This window comes from Pseudomonas sp. R3-57, from assembly GCF_051132065.1.
Classification (GTDB): Bacteria; Pseudomonadota; Gammaproteobacteria; order Pseudomonadales; family Pseudomonadaceae; genus Aquipseudomonas.
Genome location: NZ_CP071655.1, coordinates 4,405,283 through 4,425,434, shown reverse-complemented (window position 1 = coordinate 4,425,434; position 20,152 = coordinate 4,405,283). Strand labels below are relative to the sequence as shown.

General features: G+C 60.3%; 18 protein-coding genes. All 18 read left to right on the top strand.

The features are described from left to right. Nucleotides 1-6 precede the first annotated feature (6 nt). Nucleotides 7-2,919 (top strand): glycosyltransferase family 2 protein, encoded by a 2,913-nt coding sequence (locus J3P93_RS19910; protein WP_434591045.1) that lies wholly within the window; start codon nt 7-9, stop codon nt 2,917-2,919. 23 nt (nt 2,920-2,942) lie between these two features. After that, nucleotides 2,943-3,944, top strand: coding sequence for a UDP-N-acetylglucosamine 4,6-dehydratase (inverting) (gene pseB / locus J3P93_RS19905; protein WP_434591042.1), 1,002 nt, complete (start codon nt 2,943-2,945; stop codon nt 3,942-3,944). Further along, nucleotides 3,941-5,101 carry a UDP-4-amino-4,6-dideoxy-N-acetyl-beta-L-altrosamine transaminase gene (gene pseC, locus J3P93_RS19900; protein ID WP_434591039.1) on the top strand — a complete coding sequence of 387 codons (1,161 nt, stop codon included), beginning with the start codon at nt 3,941-3,943 and terminating at the stop codon, nt 5,099-5,101. The genes pseB and pseC overlap by 4 nt, the downstream gene beginning before the upstream one ends. 28 nt (nt 5,102-5,129) lie before the next feature. Beyond that, entirely contained in the window at nt 5,130-5,750 is a 621-nt protein-coding gene (locus tag J3P93_RS19895) for a pseudaminic acid biosynthesis-associated methylase (protein WP_434591037.1), read from the top strand. After that, complete coding sequence (gene pseF / locus J3P93_RS19890) at nt 5,747-6,442, top strand: pseudaminic acid cytidylyltransferase (RefSeq protein ID WP_434591034.1); 696 nt, start codon at nt 5,747-5,749, stop codon at nt 6,440-6,442. The genes J3P93_RS19895 and pseF overlap by 4 nt, the downstream gene beginning before the upstream one ends. After that, a complete protein-coding gene (pseG, locus tag J3P93_RS19885) occupies nt 6,439-7,944 on the top strand; it encodes a UDP-2,4-diacetamido-2,4,6-trideoxy-beta-L-altropyranose hydrolase (protein ID WP_434591031.1) in 1,506 nt (501 codons plus the stop codon). The genes pseF and pseG overlap by 4 nt, the downstream gene beginning before the upstream one ends. Next, nucleotides 7,937-8,989: a pseudaminic acid synthase gene (pseI, locus tag J3P93_RS19880; RefSeq protein WP_434591029.1), complete on the top strand. Its 1,053-nt coding sequence runs from the start codon at nt 7,937-7,939 to the stop codon at nt 8,987-8,989. Before pseG ends, pseI begins: the two co-directional genes overlap by 8 nt. 227 nt (nt 8,990-9,216) lie before the next feature. Then, nucleotides 9,217-10,143 (top strand): ketoacyl-ACP synthase III, encoded by a 927-nt coding sequence (locus J3P93_RS19875; RefSeq protein WP_434591026.1) that lies wholly within the window; start codon nt 9,217-9,219, stop codon nt 10,141-10,143. 86 nt (nt 10,144-10,229) lie between these two features. Further along, nucleotides 10,230-11,519 carry a motility associated factor glycosyltransferase family protein gene (locus J3P93_RS19870; RefSeq protein ID WP_434591023.1) on the top strand — a complete coding sequence of 430 codons (1,290 nt, stop codon included), beginning with the start codon at nt 10,230-10,232 and terminating at the stop codon, nt 11,517-11,519. Beyond that, complete coding sequence (locus J3P93_RS19865; protein WP_434591020.1) at nt 11,516-11,782, top strand: hypothetical protein; 267 nt, start codon at nt 11,516-11,518, stop codon at nt 11,780-11,782. Before J3P93_RS19870 ends, J3P93_RS19865 begins: the two co-directional genes overlap by 4 nt. A gap of 242 nt (nt 11,783-12,024) precedes the next feature. Next, entirely contained in the window at nt 12,025-12,876 is an 852-nt protein-coding gene (locus J3P93_RS19860; RefSeq protein WP_073472782.1) for a flagellin domain-containing protein, read from the top strand. Between the two features lie 72 nt (nt 12,877-12,948). Continuing rightward, nucleotides 12,949-13,305: a flagellar protein FlaG gene (locus J3P93_RS19855; RefSeq protein ID WP_434591017.1), complete on the top strand. Its 357-nt coding sequence runs from the start codon at nt 12,949-12,951 to the stop codon at nt 13,303-13,305. Between the two features lie 82 nt (nt 13,306-13,387). Continuing rightward, complete coding sequence (gene fliD / locus J3P93_RS19850) at nt 13,388-14,836, top strand: flagellar filament capping protein FliD (RefSeq protein WP_434591014.1); 1,449 nt, start codon at nt 13,388-13,390, stop codon at nt 14,834-14,836. Between the two features lie 129 nt (nt 14,837-14,965). Then, the gene (gene fliS, locus J3P93_RS19845) at nt 14,966-15,364 is read left to right on the top strand and encodes a flagellar export chaperone FliS (protein ID WP_434591011.1); all 399 of its coding nucleotides are present in this window, start codon (nt 14,966-14,968) and stop codon (nt 15,362-15,364) included. Nucleotides 15,365-15,375: 11 nt separating this feature from the next. Next, the gene (locus tag J3P93_RS19840; protein ID WP_016771085.1) at nt 15,376-15,672 is read left to right on the top strand and encodes a hypothetical protein; all 297 of its coding nucleotides are present in this window, start codon (nt 15,376-15,378) and stop codon (nt 15,670-15,672) included. Nucleotides 15,673-15,844: 172 nt separating this feature from the next. Beyond that, nucleotides 15,845-17,320 carry a sigma-54 dependent transcriptional regulator gene (locus tag J3P93_RS19835; protein ID WP_203421214.1) on the top strand — a complete coding sequence of 492 codons (1,476 nt, stop codon included), beginning with the start codon at nt 15,845-15,847 and terminating at the stop codon, nt 17,318-17,320. A 110-nt stretch (nt 17,321-17,430) separates the two neighbouring features. Continuing rightward, nucleotides 17,431-18,642, top strand: coding sequence for a sensor histidine kinase (locus J3P93_RS19830; protein WP_434591007.1), 1,212 nt, complete (start codon nt 17,431-17,433; stop codon nt 18,640-18,642). A gap of 5 nt (nt 18,643-18,647) precedes the next feature. Further along, the gene (locus J3P93_RS19825) at nt 18,648-20,030 is read left to right on the top strand and encodes a sigma-54-dependent transcriptional regulator (protein ID WP_434598442.1); all 1,383 of its coding nucleotides are present in this window, start codon (nt 18,648-18,650) and stop codon (nt 20,028-20,030) included. The last annotated feature ends 122 nt before the right edge of the window (nt 20,031-20,152 follow it).

Genomic DNA, 20,152 nt, shown 5'->3' with positions numbered 1-20,152 from the left:
GAAGTTATGCAAGGCAAGTACAGTTCTGAACTGACGCTACCGCTCGACGAGTTGTTGACGGTGGTGCTGATTACTCACAACCGACCGGCGTTCCTGCGCCGTGCGGTGAAGTATTACAGCAGCTTGCCGTGCAGGATCATGGTGCTGGATTCCACGCCGGAACGTCCGCAAGGCGATTTTTCCGCCGTCGATTATCATCACGTTCCGCAATTCGCCTACTGGGGGATGCAGGCCAAACTGGCCTATGGCGTCGAGCGACTGACCACGCCCTATATGGTGCTGGCGGCGGATGACGATTTCATCGTGTTCGATTCGCTCTGCGAGTCTGTCGGCTTTCTTCAGGCCAATCGTGACTATGGCATGTGCCATGGCTATTGCCTGATGTACCTGGCCAAGGCCGATGGGGTGAACTACTACCGCCGCGACAAGAAGGTTCAGGAAGACTATTGCTCCGAGCGCGCGCAGGACCGCGTCATTGACTACATGAGTCAGTACATCCCGCCGTTTTACGCGGTGACCCGTACCGACCTGATGAAAACCTGGCACTCGGCATTGCCGCCGGGGACCAGTTTTCAATGGCAGGAAATCGGTCATGTGTACTTCCTGCTGGCCAGCGCCAAGGCACGGATCCTGCCTGTTCCTTATGTGGTGCGCGAGATCAACTACGGCGTTTCCGAACACAATACCGATGTGTATCACTCGCTGACCTATCTTGATTCGAAGTCAGTCGCCGAACGAGAGGCGTTCGCCGATTTCCTCGTCTCGCTGCCTACCGGTATTCAAAACCTCGATGCAGGGCAGGCCAAGGCATTTGTTCTGGAGAGCTTTGCGGCGATGGCCGAGAGTCTGGCGGTCCGTCGGGCGTTGACTGCCGAGCTGATTTTCGAGTCGACCTGGAATCAGCAATTGCGCCGGCCTGATCGGCGCTTCGGCCCACTGCAGTACGTCGAGATGCCGTTCTACAACCAGGCGTTTTTCGATCTTCTGGAACAGTTTGAATTCATGCTGCATACCCTGCCGGCGGGTCGCCTTCAGTTGGAAGGGCTGGAAGGCGTATGGACGCGTCAGGCGCATCTGCTGGAGGCGCGCAATAACGATACGCCGGGGAGCGTGATCGACCGGTTGTGGCAGGCGCATGATCTGAATGCGTTCAATCAAGTGGTTGCCAAGCGTCTGGCCGCGCAATTGCAAATGCTCGGTGACGAGGCGGCGGCGCAACTGCATGAATGGATCGCCCGCCTCGAGGCGCTGACGGTCGACGACCATCAGGTCACGTTCGACAAGATGCAATCGGGACGTCTGTTGAATTGGCTGGCCGCACGCGCGCCGGCCATCGAGCAGCTCGAGTCGATCAGCCAGCACGTGGCTGCTGAAGGTGGTGGCCCGCAGTTCGGTATCTTCCTGCTTGATCTGGACAACGACATCGACAAGTTGCAGGTATCGCTCGACAGCCTGGTCGAGGGGTACTGCAAGGCATTCAGGATTGTCGTGTTTACCACCGGTGAGGCGCCAGCAGCGACCACTGCGCAGAACACCCTGCACTTTGTCCGTGTCACGCCTGGCAATCTCGTCGACAAACTCAACCAGAGCGCTCAGCAGTCGCCAAGCGACTGGTTGATGCTGGCTCAGGCCGGTGATGAGTTCACCGCCAGCGGCCTGTTGCGCGCCAGCGTTGAACTGATCGGCGCCGACGGGGTGCGTGCTGTCGCTACCGATGAAATCCAGCGCAAGGAAAACGGTGCACTGGTCGACGTGTTCCGCCCCGGTTTCAATCTTGATCTGCTGCAAAGCGTGCCGTCCCTGATGGCGCGCCACTGGTTGATCCGTCGTCAAGTGCTGCTCGACGCCGGCGGCTATCAAGCTGATTTCAGCAAGGCGCTGGAATTCGATCTGCTGCTGCGCATCATTGAGCAAGGTGGCCTCGACGGTCTGGCGCATCTCGATGAGCCGCTGCTGATCACCGAGCAGGCGCCTCTGGAAGAAAACACCCATGAACGCCTGGCATTGCTGCGCCATCTCGGCAATCGCGGCTACAAGGCCAAGGTTACTTCGCAGACGCCAGGCACCTGGCAAATCGATTATCGCCACACCGAACAGCCACTGGTTTCGATCATTGTGCCGGTCATCGATGATTTGCCGGCGCTGCGTCGCTGCCTGGAAGGTGTGCTGCTGCGAACCCGTTACAGCCGCTATGAAGTATTGCTGGCGGCAAACGCCCAGCAGTCGGCGCAGGTCAATGACTGGCTGGGCACGCTGCGCCATGCCAAGGTCAACGTGTTGCGTGCCGATCAGCCGTTGAGCGAGGTCGCGTTGTACAACGCCGCCAGCGAGCAGGCCCAGGGTGACTATCTGGTATTGCTGGCCGCTGACAGCGAAGTGGTCAACCCGAACTGGATCGATTCGCTGCTCAACCACGCCCAGCGCCCGGAAGTCGGGATCGTCGGTGCCAAACTGGTCGATCGCGACGGCAAGGTCTCGCACGCCGGTTTGATCCTTGGTCTGAATGATGGCGTGGGTTCGCCCTTCATCGGCGAGAAACACAAGGCCGAGGGTTATATGCAGCGTCTGGTCGCCGAGCAAAATTATTCGGCCGTCTCCAGGGTTTGCATGATGGTGCGCAAAGAACTGTACAGCGCCTTGGGCGGGCTGGATGAAGCGACTTTTGCTGAAGGTTTCGCCGATGTTGACCTGTGCCTCAAGGCCGGTCAGGCCGGTTACCTCACCGTGTGGACGCCTCTGGTGCAAGTGCTGCACAACGGCGAGCTGGCACAGCCGCCAGCGGCACTGGCGACGCTGCGTGAAAAATGGCCCGACGCCTTCGCGCACGACCCGGCCTACAACGCCAACCTGGGCCTGACCGGCAAAGGTTTTACCCTGGGCGAAAGTGCCCCGATCAACTGGGAACAGTTGCTTGCTTAAGCTTGCCGGACAGGAATCAGAACATGTTCAACGGTAAATCGATCTTCATCTCCGGCGGCACCGGTTCATTCGGGCGCAACTTCACCCGTCGCTTGCTCGAGCAATACCAGCCCAAGCGCGTGGTGGTGTTCTCCCGCGACGAGCTGAAACAGTACGAGATGCAGCAGACGTTCAACGCGCCGTGCATGCGCTATTTCATCGGTGACGTGCGTGACGCCGATCGCTTGCGTCAGGCCATGCGCGGTATCGACTACGTGGTGCATGCCGCCGCGCTCAAGCAGGTACCGGCGGCGGAATACAACCCGACCGAATGCATTCGCACCAACGTCAACGGCGCGGAAAACATCATCGCCGCTGCCATCGACAATGGCGTGAAGAAAGTCGTGGCGTTGTCCACCGACAAAGCGGCCAGCCCGATCAATCTGTACGGCGCGACCAAGCTGCTCTCGGACAAATTGTTTGTCGCTGCCAACAACATTGCCGGCGAGCAGCAGACCCGCTTTGCCGTAGTGCGTTACGGCAACGTCGCCGGTTCGCGCGGCTCCGTGGTGCCGTTCTTCAGCCAGCTGATCGCCGATGGCGCGCAGGAGTTGCCGATCACCGACGAGCGCATGACGCGGTTCTGGATCACCCTCGACCATGGTGTGCAATTTGTTCTCGACAGCTTCGCGCGCATGCACGGCGGCGAAGTGTTCGTGCCGAAGATTCCGTCGATCCGCATTGTCGATCTGGCGCGCGGCATGGCCGGGCATCTGCCGCACAAAAACGTCGGTATCCGTCCCGGCGAAAAGCTGCATGAGCTGATGGTGCCGCTAGACGATGCGCGCATGACCCTCGAGTTCGAGGATCACTACACGATTCAGCCATCGATTCGCTTCACCAGCGTCGATGTCGATTTTGCCGTCGACAAACTCGGCGAGCGCGGGCGCGCGGTGAGTGAGGATTTCGAATACCGCTCCGACACCAACCCGCAGTTCCTCTCGGTCGGGCAGATCGCCGGTCTGCACGCGAAGCTCTCGGTATGATCCCCTACGGTCGGCAAAGCGTCGATCAGGCGGACATCGATGCGGTGCTCGAAGTGCTGCAATCGGACTGGCTGACCCAGGGGCCGACTATCGAGCGCTTCGAGCAGGCGATGGCCGCGCGCTGTCAGGCGGATTTCGCCGTGGCGGTGTGCAACGCCACCGCGGCACTGCACATCGCCTGTCTGGCGGCGGGGCTGGGGCCGGGCGATCGTTTGTGGACGACGCCGAACACTTTTCTCGCCTCGGCCAACTGCGGGCGCTATTGCGGCGCCGAGGTGGATTTCGTCGATATCGACCCGCTGACCTGGAACCTCGACGCGGTGGTGCTGGCGGCGAAGCTGGAGCAGGCCGAGCGCGACGGCACGTTGCCCAAGGTGCTGGTTGCGGTGGCATTCTCCGGGCAGAGCTGTGACATGCGGCGCATCGCCGAACTGGCCGAGCGCTACAACTTCACCGTGATCGAGGATGCCTCGCACGCGGTTGGCGCCAGCTATGCCGGGCGCCCGGTCGGGTGCGGCGAATTTGCCGCGATGACCGTATTCAGTTTCCATCCGGTGAAAATCATCACCAGCGCCGAGGGCGGCATGGTCCTGACCAATCGCCCACACCTGGCCGAGCGTCTGCAACGCCTGCGCAGCCATGGCATGACCCGTGATGCGCAGCAGATGACCGAGCCCAGTCACGGGCCTTGGTACTACCAGCAGATCGAGCTGGGCTTCAACTATCGGATCACGGATCTGCAAGCGGCGCTGGGCCTGTCACAGTTGGATAAACTGGACGGATTCATCGCCCGGCGCCGCGAACTGGCGGCGCGCTATGATCGCTTGCTGGCGTATTTGCCGGTGACGTTGCCGAGCCCGCAGGAAGAAGCGGAGTCTGCCTGGCACTTGTATGTGATTCGCTTGCAGACCGAGCGTATCAGCCTCAGTCATCGTCAGGTCTTCGAGGGTTTGCGCGCCGCCGGTATCGGTGTGAATCTGCACTACATCCCGGTGCACTTGCAGCCTTACTATCGCGACCTGGGTTTTGCCGAGGGCGATTTTCCCGAGGCTGAACGCTACTACGCTCAAGCCATCAGCTTGCCGCTGTACCCCTTGCTGAGCGATGAGCAGCAGGATCATGTAGTCGAGCAACTGCGGCGACTGACCGAAGGATGACCGCTGCGGCGGTGGACGAGACTGTGCAATGCGCGATCTGAGCGAGCAGGAAAGATTCTGGCAGGGTGAGTTCGGCAACCAGTACGTTGAGCGCAACGTCGGTCAGGCGTTGGTGGCGGGCAATCTAGGGTTCTTCTCCAAAGCGCTGAGCCGCGCGGGTCGCGTTGACAGCCTGCTGGAGCTGGGCACCAACGCTGGCAACAATTTGCAGGCACTGCGTCAGTTATTGCCGCGCTGCGAACTGTTCGGGGTCGAGATCAACGAAAGCGCGTGTGCACAGGCGCAGGCGCTGGACATTGCGCAGATCTGGCACGGTTCGTTGTTCGATTTTCCTGCCGAGCGTCGCTACGATCTGACCCTGAGCAAAGGCGTGCTGATCCATCTGGCCCCTGAGCTGTTGCCGCGCGCCTATGCGCAGTTGTACGAGCTGAGCCAGCGCTACATCCTGATCGCCGAGTATTACAATCCGGCGCCGGTGGAAATTGCCTATCGTGGCAACAGCGGCAAGCTGTTCAAGCGCGATTTCGCCGGGGAAATGCTTGATCGCTATGCTGATCTGCAACTGCTCGATTATGGTTTCGTCTATCACCGTGATCGGCAGTTTCCAGCCGATGACATCACTTGGTTCCTGTTGGAAAAACGCCCTTGAGCAACGTCGCAATCATCCCCGCCCGAGGCGGCAGCAAGCGTATCCCGCGCAAGAATCTCTTGCCGTTCGATGGCGTGCCGATGATTGTCCGCTCGATTCGCACAGCGCTGGATTCAGGCTTGTTCGAGCAGGTCGTGGTCAGCACCGACGATGCTGAGATTGCCGACGCCGCAAGGGCCCACGGTGCGCAGGTGCCGTTCATGCGCCCGGCAGCACTGGCCGATGATTTTACCGGCACGGCGGCGGTTATCGCGCATGCGCTGGAGCAGTTGCCGTCCTTTGAGTTCGCTTGCTGCATCTACGCCACTGCGCCGCTGTTACAGGCGCACTGTCTGCGTCAGGGCTTCGAGTTGCTGGAGCGACATCCCGATCGATCATTCGCGTTCTCCGTTTGCAATTTCGCGTTTCCGGTGCAGCGCGCGCTGACCGTGGACGGGGAGGGTGCCCTGACGGCCTTGTATCCCGAGTATCGCAATACCCGCTCGCAGGACCTGCCCGAAGCGTATCAGGATGCCGGTCAGTTCTATTGGGGGCGCAGCGCGGCGTGGTTGCGCGGTGACGTGCTGTATTCGCCAGCCAGCCTGCCGGTGATCCTGCCGCGCTATCTGGTCCAGGACATCGACACGCCTGAAGACTGGAAACGCGCCGAATACCTGTACGCAGCGCTCAAGGCGGGCGGAGAGCTGACATGAGAGTGCTGATTCGCGCCGACGCTTCGCCGACCATTGGCAGCGGCCACATCGCCCGTTGCCTGACCCTGGCGCGGGTTCTGCGCCAGCAGGGCAGCCATGTCGCGTTTGCCTGCCGGCGGTTGCCCGGGCATCGACTGGATGCCTTGAGTGCCGAGGGCTTCGAGACGTTTGCGCTGCCCGAGCGCTATCGCGATGAAGACCCGTTGCAGGCCATCGAATCGATGTTGCCTTGGCAGTTCGACATCGATGCGCTGGGCCAGTGTCTGGACGGGCAGGCGGAATTCGACTGGATCGTCGTCGACCATTACGGCCTCGACCATCACTGGCAAACCGCGGCGCGGCGCTGGGCGCATCGCATCGCGGCGGTGGATGATCTGGCCACCCGGCGCTACAGCGTCGATCTGTTGCTCAACCAGAATTTGTCCGGCCTCAGCGAAAACTATGCGCCGCTGCTGCCAGCGGGATGCCGCACCTTGCTCGGCCCGCGCTATGCGATGTTGCGCGAGGAATTCGCTTGTGCGGCAATCGAGATCAAACCGACGGCGCGCCGGGTATTGGTCAACTTTGGTGGCTTCGATGCGGCGATGCAGACCCATCATGCGATGCTCGCCCTGGCCGATTTCAACGAGCTGCAAGTGGATTTCGTTGCCGGCGCCGACAACCCGGCGTGGGCACAAATGCAGGCGTTGGCCGAGACGCGGCCGAACTGGCGCTTGCACAGTTTCGTCAACGATTTTCATCAGCGCATGACCGAAGCCGATCTGTTCATCGGCGCTGGCGGCGGCACCAGTTGGGAACGGGCGGCGCTCGGGTTGCCGACGATCTGTATCGCGGTGTCGAACAATCAGCAGGCCAACGGCGAAGTCATGGCCGCTGCGGGCGCGCATGTGTTTCTCGGCGCCCGTGAGCAAGTCAGCGTTGAGCAATTGCGCGATGCGGTCGGCTTCGTCGCCAACAATTTCTATTTGCGCCAGAGCCTGGCTGAACGCTCGCGACAACTGGTCGATGGCCGCGGCGCCGAGCGCGTCGCAGCAGCGTTGGCCGGGGCGGTGCTGAAGCTGCGCCCGGCAACGCTGGACGATGCGCAGTTGCTGTTCGATGGGCGCAATGCCGACGCGGTGCGGCGCGGGTCGCTGGATTCCGGGATGATCGACTGGCCGCAGCATCTGGACTGGCTGTCGGCGAGTCTGCGCAATCCGCAGCGGTTGCTGCTCATCGCCGAGGCTGACAACGGTTCGGTCGGTGTCGTGCGCTATGACCTGCGCGGGTTTGATGCGGAGGTTTCGCTGTATCTGCTCGAGGGGCGAATCGGTCTGGGCTGGGGCAGGGCGTTGCTGGCTCGGGGCGAAGCGTTTGTCGCGATGCATTGGCCGCAACTGCAAGCCATCAGCGCCCGGGTTTTGCCGGGCAACGCGCCTTCTTTGAGTCTGTTTCGTGACGCCGGCTTCAGCCAGGACGCCTGCGTGTTCACCCGTGTTCTGAAGGATCAATCGCATGACTAGCTTCAAGATTGGCAATCGCTTGATCGGTGCCGATGCGCCGCCGTTCATCATTGCCGAGATGAGCGGCAACCATAACCAGTCGCTGGAGCTCGCCCTGCAAATCGTCGAGGCCGCCGCCCGGGCCGGGGCGCATGCCTTGAAGCTGCAAACCTATACCGCCGAGACCATGACCCTGGATCTGTCCGAAGGTGAATTTTTCATCAAAGATCCGGGCAGCCTATGGGCTGGCACCTCGTTGTATGAGCTGTACGAAAAAGCCCACACGCCGTGGGAGTGGCACGCGCCGATCTTCGCCCGCGCTAAAGAGCTGGGGATGCTCGCATTCTCGACGCCGTTTGATGACAGCGCGGTGGATTTTCTCGAAAGCCTCGATGTGCCGGCCTACAAGATCGCCAGTTTCGAAAACACCGACCTGCCGCTGATTCGTCGTGTGGCGGCCACCGGCAAGCCGTTGATCATTTCCACCGGCATGGCCAGCATTGCCGAACTGGATGAAAGCGTGCGTGCCGCTCGCGAGGCGGGCTGCAAGGATCTGGTGCTGCTCAAGTGCACCAGCACCTATCCGGCGACCCCGCTCAACAGCAATGTGCGCACGATCCCGCATCTGCGGGAACTGTTCGGTTGTGAGGTCGGGCTGTCGGATCATTCGATGGGCGTCGGTGTTTCGGTGGCAGCGGTGGCGCTGGGTGCGACGGTGGTTGAAAAACATTTCACCCTCGACCGTTCAGCCGGTGGCGTTGACGCCAGTTTCTCCCTGGAACCTTCAGAGATGGCCAGCCTGGTGGTGGAAACCGAGCGTGCCTGGCAAGCCATGGGCGAGGTGCATTACGGCGTCACCGAGGCCGAGCGCAAGTCGCTGGTGTATCGGCGCTCGCTGTATGTCACCGCCGACATGGCCGCCGGTGACACCTTCAGTCGCGACAATCTGCGCGCGATTCGCCCGGGTCTCGGTCTGCCGCCCAAGCACACCGACGCCGTCCTCGGACGTCGCGCCCGCGCGCCGATCAAGCGCGGTACGCCGCTGGACTGGTCGCTGCTCGAATAAGCCGATCTGCACCGATTCGGCTAAATAGCGTGACCTGCGAGTCATAACGCGCATCTTCACTGTATTGTATTGATCGGGGAGATGGCGCCTGGCCCGTATTGCGGTTCCAGTGATAGCCCTTAGCGCTCCCCGTGGCTGCCCGTTGTGGCGGCCATTTGCTGTTTGTCAGCGCCCCTCGAAATCCTTGCGAGCGGTGGTCTTGGGCTGTTTTTTATTGGGAAGCCGTAATGATTGGCATAAAAAGCATTGCGAGCTACGTTCCTGTAGCCGGCGTGGACAATTACGCACAAGGTGCAAAATTCGAGAAGGATGAAGAATTCATCCTTGGCAAGATCGGCTCGGCGTTCCTGCCGCGCAAAGATGCTGAACAGGAAACCTCCGACCTGTGCGTGGAAGCGGCCAAGGCGCTGTTTGCCAGCAACCCGCAGCTCAAGCGCGAATCGATCGACGCGCTGATCGTCGTCACCCAGAACGGCGACGAAGAAGGCCTGCCGCACACCGCAGCGATCGTGCAAGACAAACTGGGTCTGCCAACCAACGTAGCGGCGTTCGACATTTCCCTGGGCTGCTCCGGTTATGTCTATGGCATCTACGCGATCAAAGGCTTCATGGAAGCCGCCGGCCTGAAAAACGGCCTGCTGATCACCGCCGACCCGTATTCGAAAATCGTCGACCCGGAAGACCGCAACACCACCATGCTGTTCGGCGATGCGGCCACCGCGACCTGGATGGGCGAAGACCCGACCTGGGCGCTGGGCAAGGCCAAGTTCGGCACGGACGGTTCCGGCGCACCGCATTTGAAAGTCACCGACGGCGTGTTCTTCATGAACGGGCGCCAGGTCTTCAACTTTGCCCTGCTCAAGGTCCCGGCGCATTTGCACGAGCTACTCGATGATTCCGGCCTCAAGTCCGCTGACATCGATGCGTTCTGCATTCACCAGGGCAGCGCGGCGATCGTCGATGCCGTGGCGCGACGTTTCGAAGGCGAGCCGGAGAAGTTCATCAAGGACATGGTCGAGACCGGCAATACCGTGTCGTCGAGCATTCCGCTGTTGCTGGAAAAACACGCGCTCGATTCGCAATGGCAGCGGGTCGCGCTGAGCGGCTTCGGTGTCGGTCTGTCGTGGGGTTCGGCGATCATCTATCGTCCCTGATCGACGCAAAAACAGCGGATACAAAAATAGCGTTCAAGGTTAACCTTGAACGCTATTTTTTTGCCTGATACGGAGCGCGAGGCGCCATGAGCGAGTTTTTCCAAGCCAATGCCCAGGTGTTGCAGCGGCGCTGGCCGGCGCTGTTCGAGCGCTTGCTGGGCGAGGACAGCGCAAGCGTTGCTGCTGAACTGGTGCACGGGCTCGGCGCGACGCTGAGCGTCAATGGCGTGCAACTGACCAGCCGTCATGATCGCCTGCATGAGGCGCAGGTACAGGCGGCGAGCCTGGCGGAAAAACCGCAACTGCATGTTTATGGCACCGGCCTGGGCGATTTGCCCGGTGTGCTGCTGGAGCGTGCCGGTCTTGAGCGCTTGTACGTGCATATCCTCAATGGCGCGCTGTTCGCACTGGTGCTGCAACTGCTCGATCAGCGCCAGTGGCTGGACGATCCGCGCGTCGAGTTGTTTTACGCCGATGAGCATGCTGACTTTTTCACGCCGTTTTTCGCCCTGCCGGCGGAGTTGCTGCTGGCCGATGACAGCAATGCGAAGATTCGCGATCGGCTGGTCAACGAAATCCATCTGATGTTCAACAACCGCGAGTTCGATCCGCAGTCAGCGCAGATTCAGCAGCGCTTGCAGGAGTGCCTGCCGGTGCTGCTCGGTGATGCCGATGTGGCGCAACTGTTCGGTAGCTGCGCCGGGCGGGAGATTTACGTGATTGCCACCGGGCCGAGCCTGGAGCAGCACTTCGCAAGTCTGGCGGCGATCCGCCAACGTGCCGAGCGACCGCTATTCATCTGTGTCGATACCGCTTATCGCCCGCTGCGCGAGCACGGGATTGCGCCTGACCTTGTAGTGAGCATCGATCAGCGCATCAGCTTCCGGCATCTGCCTTTTGAGCAGTCCGATGGCATCCCGCTGGTGTATCTGCCGATGAGCGATCCGACGGTATTGCAGGCGTGGAAAGGCAAACGCTACGGCGGCTATTCCGCGAGCCCGATCTATGCGGACTTACGTGAGCGCTACCCGCGCGGCCAGTTGCACGTCGGCGGCAGCGTGATTCATCCAGCGGTGGATCTTGCAGTGAAGATGGGCGCTGCGACGATCACCCTGTTTGGTGCTGACTTCGCCTTCCCGATGAACAAGACTCACGCCGGTTGGGATGACGGCGATCTCGGGCCGCCGGTGAATCAGGCGCGGCACTGGGTGCGTGACGGCCATGGTCAGCGGGTCAGTACGCAGCTCAATTTTCGCGGTTATCTGTGTGTGCTGGAGCGCTACATTGCTGCGCATCCACAGGTCGAGTTCCTCAACAGCAGTCGATCCGGGGCGCTGATCGCCGGAACCGCGTTCAACCTGGAGTTCGTGCAATGAATGCCCTGAGCGCTTGCATAAAACAGTGCCGCGACACCGCAGCGCTGTTTCGCCTGGGTCGTGATGTCGAGGGGGCGCTGAGCATGGTCGATGTCTTCGAAAACGCCCAGCAGTGCCTGGCGTCTGCCTCTGTAGAGACTCAGCAACAGTGGGCGCAGGTGTTGACGCAAATGTTCGAATGTCAGGAGCGTCAGGACTGGCTGGCCCTGGCCGATTATATGGAGTACGAACTGGTCGAACTGCTGGAAAGTGCTGCGGCCTGAACAGGCCGATGGCGCTGGCCCGCCGCTTTGCGCGGCAGGCGGTTTTATGGCGTCAGTTTTTCGCGGTGGGATGGCGGCTAAGTCTTTGTTTTCTCGGGGGTGGCGTGGTGATGGCAAAATTTTTTCAAAAAGCCCTCAAGCAACCTGCAAACCCGACGATAACTATTACGAAGGTTCTCTAGGCCATACCCGGCGGTTGCCAGGGCCGGAAGCCGCAGTACCCAACCAACGAGGAATTCGTCATGGCTTTAACAGTAAACACCAACACCACATCGTTGAACGTTCAGAAAAACCTGAACCGCGCTTCCGACGCTCTGTCCACTTCGATGCAGCGCCTGTCTTCCGGCCTGAAAATCAACAGCGCCAAAGACGACGCCGCTGGCCTGCAGATCTCCAACCGTATGTCCTCGCAGATCCGCGGTAACACCCAGGCCATCCAGAACGCCAACGACGGTATCTCCGTTGCCCAGACCGCTGAAGGCGCTCTGCAAGCTACTACCGACATTCTGCAGCGTATGCGTGAACTGGCTGTTAAAGCCCGTAACGGTACCAACGGCACTGCTGACCAGACCGCTACCAACGCTGAATTCGCTCAGATGTCCGACGAGATCACCCGTATCTCGGCTTCGACCAACCTGAACGGCAAAAACCTGCTGGACGGTTCGGCTGGTACTGTGACCCTGCAAGTGGGCGCAAACACCGGTTCGGCTAACCACATCGACCTGGTACTGAGCTCCAAGTTCGACGCCGTCAGCCTGTCGGTTGGCAGCGGCACTGTTGTACTGACCGGCGCCAGCCCTTCTGACGCTGCTGTTGCCATCGACAGCGCGATCACTGCAATCGACGCAGCTATCGCTAACATCGGTGCAACCCGTGCCAGCCTGGGTGCTTCGCAAAACCGTCTGACCAGCACCATCCAGAACCTGCAGAACATCACTGAAAACACCACCGCTGCTCAGGGTCGTGTACAGGACACCGACTTCGCCGCTGAAACTGCTAACCTGACCAAGCAGCAGACTCTGCAGCAAGCTTCGACCTCCGTACTGGCTCAAGCCAACCAACTGCCTTCCGCTGTACTGAAGCTGCTTCAGTAATTCGGATCGAGTTTAAGCGGGGGAGTGCGCTTGTCGTGCTCTCTCGCTTTTTTACGTTAAGAGGTGATGGGCATGGACATGAGCGTAAAGCTTAACGTGTCTTATCCGGCTCCCAAGCCAGTGACACCGGTTGCTGACAAACCGTCAGAGCTGCCTAAAGTCCAAAAGACTGAAGCACCGGTCGCTGTCAAGGATCAGGATTCGGACAGCGCCAAGTTAAAACTGGCGGTGCAAGAGATCGAAAAGTTCGTCCAGTCGATCAAGCGTAATCTGGAGTTCTCGATCGACGAGCATTCTGGCAAAGTCATCGTCAAGGTGATCGCAAGCGAGACAGGTGAAGTCGTTCGACAGATTCCTTCCGCCGAAGCCCTTAAGCTGGCGGACAGCCTCGCCAACGCCAGTCACGTGTTGTTCGACGCCAAAGTCTGATAAATGGCATGAATAGTGTTTGTCCGTTCCCAGGACGCCTGTAACGGTCAAAAGAATGGCAACAATCTGAAGGGAGATGCACATGGCAAGTCCAATTCTACCGGGTTCCGGACTGGGTTCCGGCCTGGACATCGGCGCGATCGTGACTGCGCTGGTCAACGCCGACAAGTCTGCCAAGCAGACGCAGATCGATACCGCAACCAAAACCAACAGCCTGAAGATTTCCGGCGTCGGTTCGCTGAAAAGCGCATTGGCGGCATACCAGAAAGCAATGGGTGATCTGAACAAGGCAACGAGCCCGGCGTTCGCCGGTTTTACTGCGACTTCGGACACGCCGACTGTTGTCGGTGCCACATCGGATAAAACCGCTGTACCGGGTACCTATAGCGTTGTTGTGAAAAATCTGGCCACCGGCTCGAAAGTAGCCAGTGCCGCCTTCGCCGGCGGGGCCGCCAGTGCCATTCCGAGTGGTACTCTGAAAATCAGTCAGAATGGCATTGATTACAATGTCGCGATTCCGGCCAATGCCACCTTGCAGTCCACCCGCGATGCGATCAACACCGCGCAGGCCAGCAACGGTATTTCGGCCAACATCGTGACCGACAGCACCGGTTCGTCGCGACTGGTGCTCAGCTCGAACAAGACGGGTGCCGGCATGGACCTGCAGGTCAGCGGGATCGCTGGTCTGGAGATTGATGGCACCCAGGAAATGGGCAGCAGCCCGGCGGCGGGTGCGTCCGGTGCTGTCGGTAAGCTGGCGATGGATGCCAGTCTGACCATCGACGGCCTTGCCGTTACCAGCAAGACCAATACCGTGACCGGTGCAATCAGCGGCATGACCCTGAATCTGGTCACCGCAAGTCCTGTCGTCGGTGGCGTGGCAACGCCGTCTACCGTGTCGGTCGCCACCAATACCGCCGGGATTCAAACATCGCTGCAGTCGTTCATCGACTCCTATAACACCTTGAAGAAAACCATCGACACCTTGTCCAAGGCAACGCCGGACGCCGATGGCAATCTGACCGTTTCGGCAGCCTTCACGGGTGACGCTCTGCCGCGTTCGTTGATGGCGGATGTGCGCGCTCAGTTGACCGATCCAGGGGCGGGCGGAGCAGGGCAATTGTCCGTGCTCTCGCAGATGGGTGTGTTGACTGACAGCAAGACTGGTTTGCTGACCCTCGACACCGCCGTGTTCAACAAGCGTATGGAAACCCCGGGCATGGCTGGCCAGGTCCAGCAATTGTTCAGCGGTACCGACGCGAAAAACGGTCTGTTGGCACGCATGAGCGCGGCGGTCGATCCTTACGTCAAGACGGGCGGGCTGCTGGATCAGCGCAGCTCCAACCTGACCAATCTGACCAGCAGCTTGCAGAAGCAGCAGGTGGCGCTGGACTTGCGCGTGGCCAACCTGACCACGACGTTGACCGCCAAGTACAACGCCATGGACTTGCTGGTAGGGCAGATGAAAGCGACGGCGAGCAACATCACCTCGTTCTTCAGCTCGCTCAACGCGCAGCAGTCCGCGAAGTAACCGTTGGTAACGACAAAAACCCGGCTACGCTAGCTCAGCGTGTGCCGGGTTTTTGTCTTTTGATCTAAAGTTTTCAGGCTCGTTGGCGATACACTGGTTATACGAGTCATTGTGGCAATGAGGTAGAACATGAACCCGATGTTAGCCCTTCGGCAGTATCAGAAAGTCGGTGCCCATGCGCAGACATCCGAAGCGAGCCCGCACCGTCTGGTGCAAATGTTGATGGAAGGTGGCCTGGCCCGTATCGCTCAGGCCAAAGGCGCCATCGAGCGCAAGGACATCCCCGCCAAGTGCACGTCGATCAGCAAGGCGATCGGCATTGTCAGTGGCCTGCGCGAGGGTCTTGATCTGGAAAACAACGCCGAGGCGCTGGCTGACCTCGACGGCCTGTACATCTACATGATGAAACGTCTCGCCGAGGCGAACATCAGCAGTGACCCGCGCATTCTCGACGAGGTTGCCGGCTTGCTGAGCACGGTCAAGGAAGGCTGGGACGCCATCGCGCCTGTGCCTGCTCCGCAGTTCTGAAGGAGAGCGTCATGAGTCTTGTATTGCAGCGAATTGCCGATACCCGTGAAGCGCTGGTCGGTGCTCTGGCCGAACGCAATTGGGAAGCCATCGGCGAGCTGGATCTGGCTTGCCGGTCCTGCATGGAAGATGTCATGGCGGAAGCATCGCTGGACGAAGTCGCCTTGCGCGACAACCTCGAAGAGCTGCTGTTCGTTTACAAGGAGCTTCTCGAAGTGGCCATGGGCGAGCGGCAGGCGATAGCCAATGAGATGTCGCAGATCACCCAAGCGCAAAAAGCGGCCAAGGTTTACCATCTGTTTGGTTGATTAACCGTCAGTTAATCCAGGCATATGCGCCATAAATTTGACTGTGCACGGTTTTTTGACTTAACTAGTGGCTATTATCAGATTTAGGGCGTCTACAGGCACATGGTGTCCTGCAAGCGTCTCGCTTGCCCCATTTTTCGGGCATTGAGTTGACTAGGGAAGTTGCTATTGCATGTGGCGTGAAACCAAAATTCTGCTGATCGATGACGATAGCGTCCGCCGCCGCGACCTGGCGGTGATTCTGAATTTTCTTGGCGAAGAAAATTTACCCTGCGGCAGCCATGACTGGCAGCAGGCAGTCGGCTCTTTGTCGTCTAGTCGTGAGGTCATTTGCGTACTGATCGGGACCGTCAATGCTCCTGGTGCGCTTTTGGGCTTGCTAAAGACACTCTCAACCTGGGATGAGTTCCTTCCGGTTTTGTTGATGGGCGATAATTCTTCCGTCGACTTGCCTGAAGACCAGCGACGCCGGGTGCTTTCGACCCTGGAAATGCCGCCCAGCTACAGCAAATTGCTTGATTCGCTGCACCGTGCCCAGGTCTATCGCGAGATGTACGACCAGGCTCGCGAGCGCGGTCGTCATCGCGAACCCAATCTGTTCCGCAGCCTCGTCGGCACCAGCCGGGCGATTCAGCACGTGCGTCAGATGATGCAGCAGGTCGCCGACACCGACGCCAGCGTGCTGATCCTCGGCGAATCCGGCACCGGCAAGGAAGTGGTCGCGCGCAACCTGCATTACCATTCCAAGCGTCGTGACGCGCCGTTCGTGCCGGTCAACTGCGGGGCGATCCCGGCAGAGCTGCTGGAAAGTGAACTGTTCGGCCACGAGAAGGGCGCCTTCACCGGGGCGATCACCAGCCGTGCCGGGCGTTTCGAGCTGGCCAACGGCGGCACGCTGTTCCTCGACGAAATCGGCGACATGCCGCTGCCGATGCAGGTCAAACTGCTGCGTGTGCTGCAGGAGCGCACCTTCGAGCGCGTCGGCAGCAACAAGACCCAGAGCGTCGACGTGCGCATTATCGCGGCGACGCACAAGAATCTCGAAACCATGATTGAGATCGGCAGCTTCCGCGAAGACCTCTACTACCGCTTGAATGTGTTCCCGATCGAGATGGCGCCGCTGCGTGAGCGCGTCGAAGACATCCCGTTGCTGATGAACGAATTGATCTCGCGCATGGAACATGAGAAGCGCGGCTCGATCCGTTTCAACTCGGCGGCGATCATGTCGCTGTGCCGTCACGGCTGGCCTGGCAACGTGCGCGAGCTGGCCAACCTCGTCGAGCGCATGGCGATCATGCACCCGTACGGGGTGATCGGTGTGGTCGAGTTGCCGAAGAAATTCCGCTACGTCGACGACGAAGACGAGCAGATGGTCGACAGCCTGCGCAGCGATCTGGAAGAGCGCGTGGCCATCAACGGTCACACACCGGATTTCAGCGCCAACGCATTGCTGCCGCCCGAAGGCCTGGACCTCAAAGACTACCTCGGTGGTCTGGAGCAGGGCCTGATTCAGCAGGCGCTGGACGATGCCAACGGCATCGTGGCGCGGGCGGCGGAACGTCTGCGCATCCGTCGTACCACACTGGTGGAAAAGATGCGCAAGTACGGCATGAGCCGGCGCGATGGAGACGAACAGGCGGATGATTGACGCCTGTTTTCCAAGTGCTTCATCTATAAGCGCTTTTTTTTAGGCACGGGTATTGCTACAGCCCTCGCAACGTTCCGTTTCACTGACGGTCAGCCAAGCGAGAGAGCACAATGCCCCAAGCCGCCCAGATCTCTTCTGCCTCCAATATCGTGGGGCAACCCTCGTCCGTAGAGCAGGCAAGCCGTCAGGGCCTTGAACAGGCGTTCGAGCTGTTCAACCAGATGTCCAGCCAGTTGACCGACTCCTACAGCATGCTCGAAGCGCGGGTGACCGAGCTCAAGGGCGAGCTGGCGGTGGTCAGCGCCCAGCGCATGCAGGAGCTGGCGGAAAAGGAACGCCTGGCCAACCGTCTGCAAAATCTCCTTGATCTGTTGCCCGGTGGCGTCATCGTCATCGACGGCCACGGTATTGTCTGCGAAGCCAATCCGGCCGCCATCGAATTGCTCGGCCTGCCGCTGGAAGGCGAGTTGTGGCGCCAGGTGATCGCCCGCTGCTTCGCACCGCGTGAAGACGATGGTCACGAAATCTCGCTGAAAAACGGTCGACGCCTGTCGATTGCCACCCGCTCGCTGGATGCCGAGCCGGGGCAGTTGGTCCTGCTTAACGATCTGACGCAAACCCGTCATTTGCAGGATCAACTGGCGCGCCACGAGCGTCTGTCTTCACTCGGGCGCATGGTCGCTTCGCTGGCCCATCAGATTCGCACGCCACTGTCGGCTGCGCTGCTGTATGCCAGCCATTTGACCGAACAGGAGCTGCCGGTCGCCACGCAGCAGCGTTTCGCCGGGCGCCTGAAAGAGCGCCTGCATGAGCTGGAGCATCAGGTGCGCGACATGCTGGTGTTCGCACGCGGCGAATTGCCGCTGACCGATCGCCTCACCCCCAACGCATTGATGCAGGCCCTGCAAGCCGCGGCGCTGACCCATGTGCAGGACTTGCCGATCCGCTGGCAGTGCGACAGCCATGCCGGCGAGTTGCTGTGCAATCGCGACACGCTGGTCGGCGCGCTGTTGAACCTGATCGAAAACGCGATTCAGGCCAGCGCCGGCGCAGTCCGTCTGAAAGTCCATTGCTACACCCGCGACAACACTCTGCGCCTGAGCATCAGCGACAGTGGCAGCGGCATCGAGCCGGCCGTACTGGCGCGCCTTGGCGAACCGTTTTTCACCACTAAAGTTACCGGTACCGGCCTCGGCCTGACCGTGGTCAAGGCAGTGGCGCGGGCGCATCAGGGAGAATTGCGGCTGCGTTCGCGGGTCGGTCGCGGCACCTGCGCGCAGGTGATCCTGCCATTGTTTACCGCCGCACAAGGAGTTGAGTGACTGCCATGGGCATCAAGGTGTTGCTGGTCGAAGATGACCGTTCGTTGCGCGAAGCGCTCGCCGATACGCTATTGCTGGCCGGGTACGATTACCGCGCGGTCGGTTGCGCCGAGGACGCGTTGACGGCCGTGGCGCACGAAGCCTTCAGCCTGGTGGTCAGTGACGTCAACATGCCGGGCATGGACGGTCATCAATTGCTCGCGCTGTTGCGCACGCGTCAGCCGCAATTGCCGGTGTTGCTGATGACCGCCCACGGTGCGGTCGAACGCGCCGTCGACGCGATGCGTCAGGGCGCGGCGGATTATCTGGTCAAGCCTTTCGAACCCAAAGCACTGCTCGATCTGGTGGCGCGGCATGCGTTGGGTAATATCAATGCCGGCGAAGTCGAGGGGCCGATCGCCGTCGAGCCGGCCAGTGCGCAATTACTCGATCTCGCCGCGCGCGTGGCGCGTAGCGATTCCACAGTATTGATCTCCGGCGAATCCGGTGCCGGTAAAGAAGTACTGGCGCGCTACATTCACCAGCAGTCGCACCGCGCCAATCAACCCTTCATCGCGATCAACTGCGCAGCGATCCCCGACAACATGCTCGAAGCGACGTTGTTCGGTCATGAGAAAGGTTCCTTTACCGGCGCCATCGCCGCCCAGCCCGGCAAGTTCGAGCAGGCCGACGGTGGCACCCTACTGCTCGACGAAATCTCGGAAATGCCTCTGGGTCTGCAAGCCAAATTGCTGCGCGTGTTGCAGGAGCGTGAAGTCGAGCGCGTCGGCGCACGCAAGCCGATCACCCTGGATATCCGCGTGGTCGCCACGACCAACCGTGATCTGGCGGGCGAAGTGGCGGCGGGGCGCTTCCGTGAGGATCTGTTTTACCGCCTGTCGGTTTTCCCTCTGGCCTGGCGTCCACTTCGCGAGCGCACTGCCGATATCCTGCCGCTGGCAGAAAGACTGTTGGCCAAACACGTCAATAAAATGAAGCACGCCGCAGCAAGACTTTCGCCTGAAGCGCAAGCATGCCTCACGGCCTACCCATGGCCTGGAAATGTGCGCGAGCTGGATAATGCCATTCAACGAGCGCTGATCCTGCAGCAGGGCGGGTTGATTCAGCCGCAGGATTTCTGTCTCGCTGGCGCGCTGCCGGTTGCTGCTTTGCCGGTCGCTGCGCCGGCGATTCGAGAGCTTGAAGTCGAAGCGGATTCGTCCGGTGCGCTGGGCGATGACCTGCGCCGCCGGGAGTTTCAGATGATCATCGACACCCTGCGGGCCGAGCGCGGCCGACGCAAAGAAGCCGCGGAAAAACTCGGCATCAGCCCGCGCACCCTGCGCTACAAGCTGGCGCAAATGCGCGATGCCGGGATGGACGTTGAAGGCTATCTGTTCGCCACCTGAATCACCGCGCAAACAATCAAAATGCTTTTCTCAAAGCGGTGCCCACTAGCTGGCACCCTTGTTGCTAATACCTGTGTACCCGCCGAGTGAAGTGTCAAAAAATTGCGGGCCGCCCAAGAGAG

Coding starts and splice junctions, on each gene's coding strand:
- J3P93_RS19910 (WP_434591045.1), top strand. CDS start 7: ATGCAAGGCAAGTACAGTTCTGAACTGACGCTACCGCTCGACGAGTTG.
- pseB (WP_434591042.1), top strand. CDS start 2,943: ATGTTCAACGGTAAATCGATCTTCATCTCCGGCGGCACCGGTTCATTC.
- pseC (WP_434591039.1), top strand. CDS start 3,941: ATGATCCCCTACGGTCGGCAAAGCGTCGATCAGGCGGACATCGATGCG.
- J3P93_RS19895 (WP_434591037.1), top strand. CDS start 5,130: ATGCGCGATCTGAGCGAGCAGGAAAGATTCTGGCAGGGTGAGTTCGGC.
- pseG (WP_434591031.1), top strand. CDS start 6,439: ATGAGAGTGCTGATTCGCGCCGACGCTTCGCCGACCATTGGCAGCGGC.
- pseI (WP_434591029.1), top strand. CDS start 7,937: ATGACTAGCTTCAAGATTGGCAATCGCTTGATCGGTGCCGATGCGCCG.
- J3P93_RS19875 (WP_434591026.1), top strand. CDS start 9,217: ATGATTGGCATAAAAAGCATTGCGAGCTACGTTCCTGTAGCCGGCGTG.
- J3P93_RS19870 (WP_434591023.1), top strand. CDS start 10,230: ATGAGCGAGTTTTTCCAAGCCAATGCCCAGGTGTTGCAGCGGCGCTGG.
- J3P93_RS19865 (WP_434591020.1), top strand. CDS start 11,516: ATGAATGCCCTGAGCGCTTGCATAAAACAGTGCCGCGACACCGCAGCG.
- J3P93_RS19860 (WP_073472782.1), top strand. CDS start 12,025: ATGGCTTTAACAGTAAACACCAACACCACATCGTTGAACGTTCAGAAA.
- J3P93_RS19855 (WP_434591017.1), top strand. CDS start 12,949: ATGGACATGAGCGTAAAGCTTAACGTGTCTTATCCGGCTCCCAAGCCA.
- fliD (WP_434591014.1), top strand. CDS start 13,388: ATGGCAAGTCCAATTCTACCGGGTTCCGGACTGGGTTCCGGCCTGGAC.
- fliS (WP_434591011.1), top strand. CDS start 14,966: ATGAACCCGATGTTAGCCCTTCGGCAGTATCAGAAAGTCGGTGCCCAT.
- J3P93_RS19840 (WP_016771085.1), top strand. CDS start 15,376: ATGAGTCTTGTATTGCAGCGAATTGCCGATACCCGTGAAGCGCTGGTC.
- J3P93_RS19835 (WP_203421214.1), top strand. CDS start 15,845: ATGTGGCGTGAAACCAAAATTCTGCTGATCGATGACGATAGCGTCCGC.
- J3P93_RS19830 (WP_434591007.1), top strand. CDS start 17,431: ATGCCCCAAGCCGCCCAGATCTCTTCTGCCTCCAATATCGTGGGGCAA.
- J3P93_RS19825 (WP_434598442.1), top strand. CDS start 18,648: ATGGGCATCAAGGTGTTGCTGGTCGAAGATGACCGTTCGTTGCGCGAA.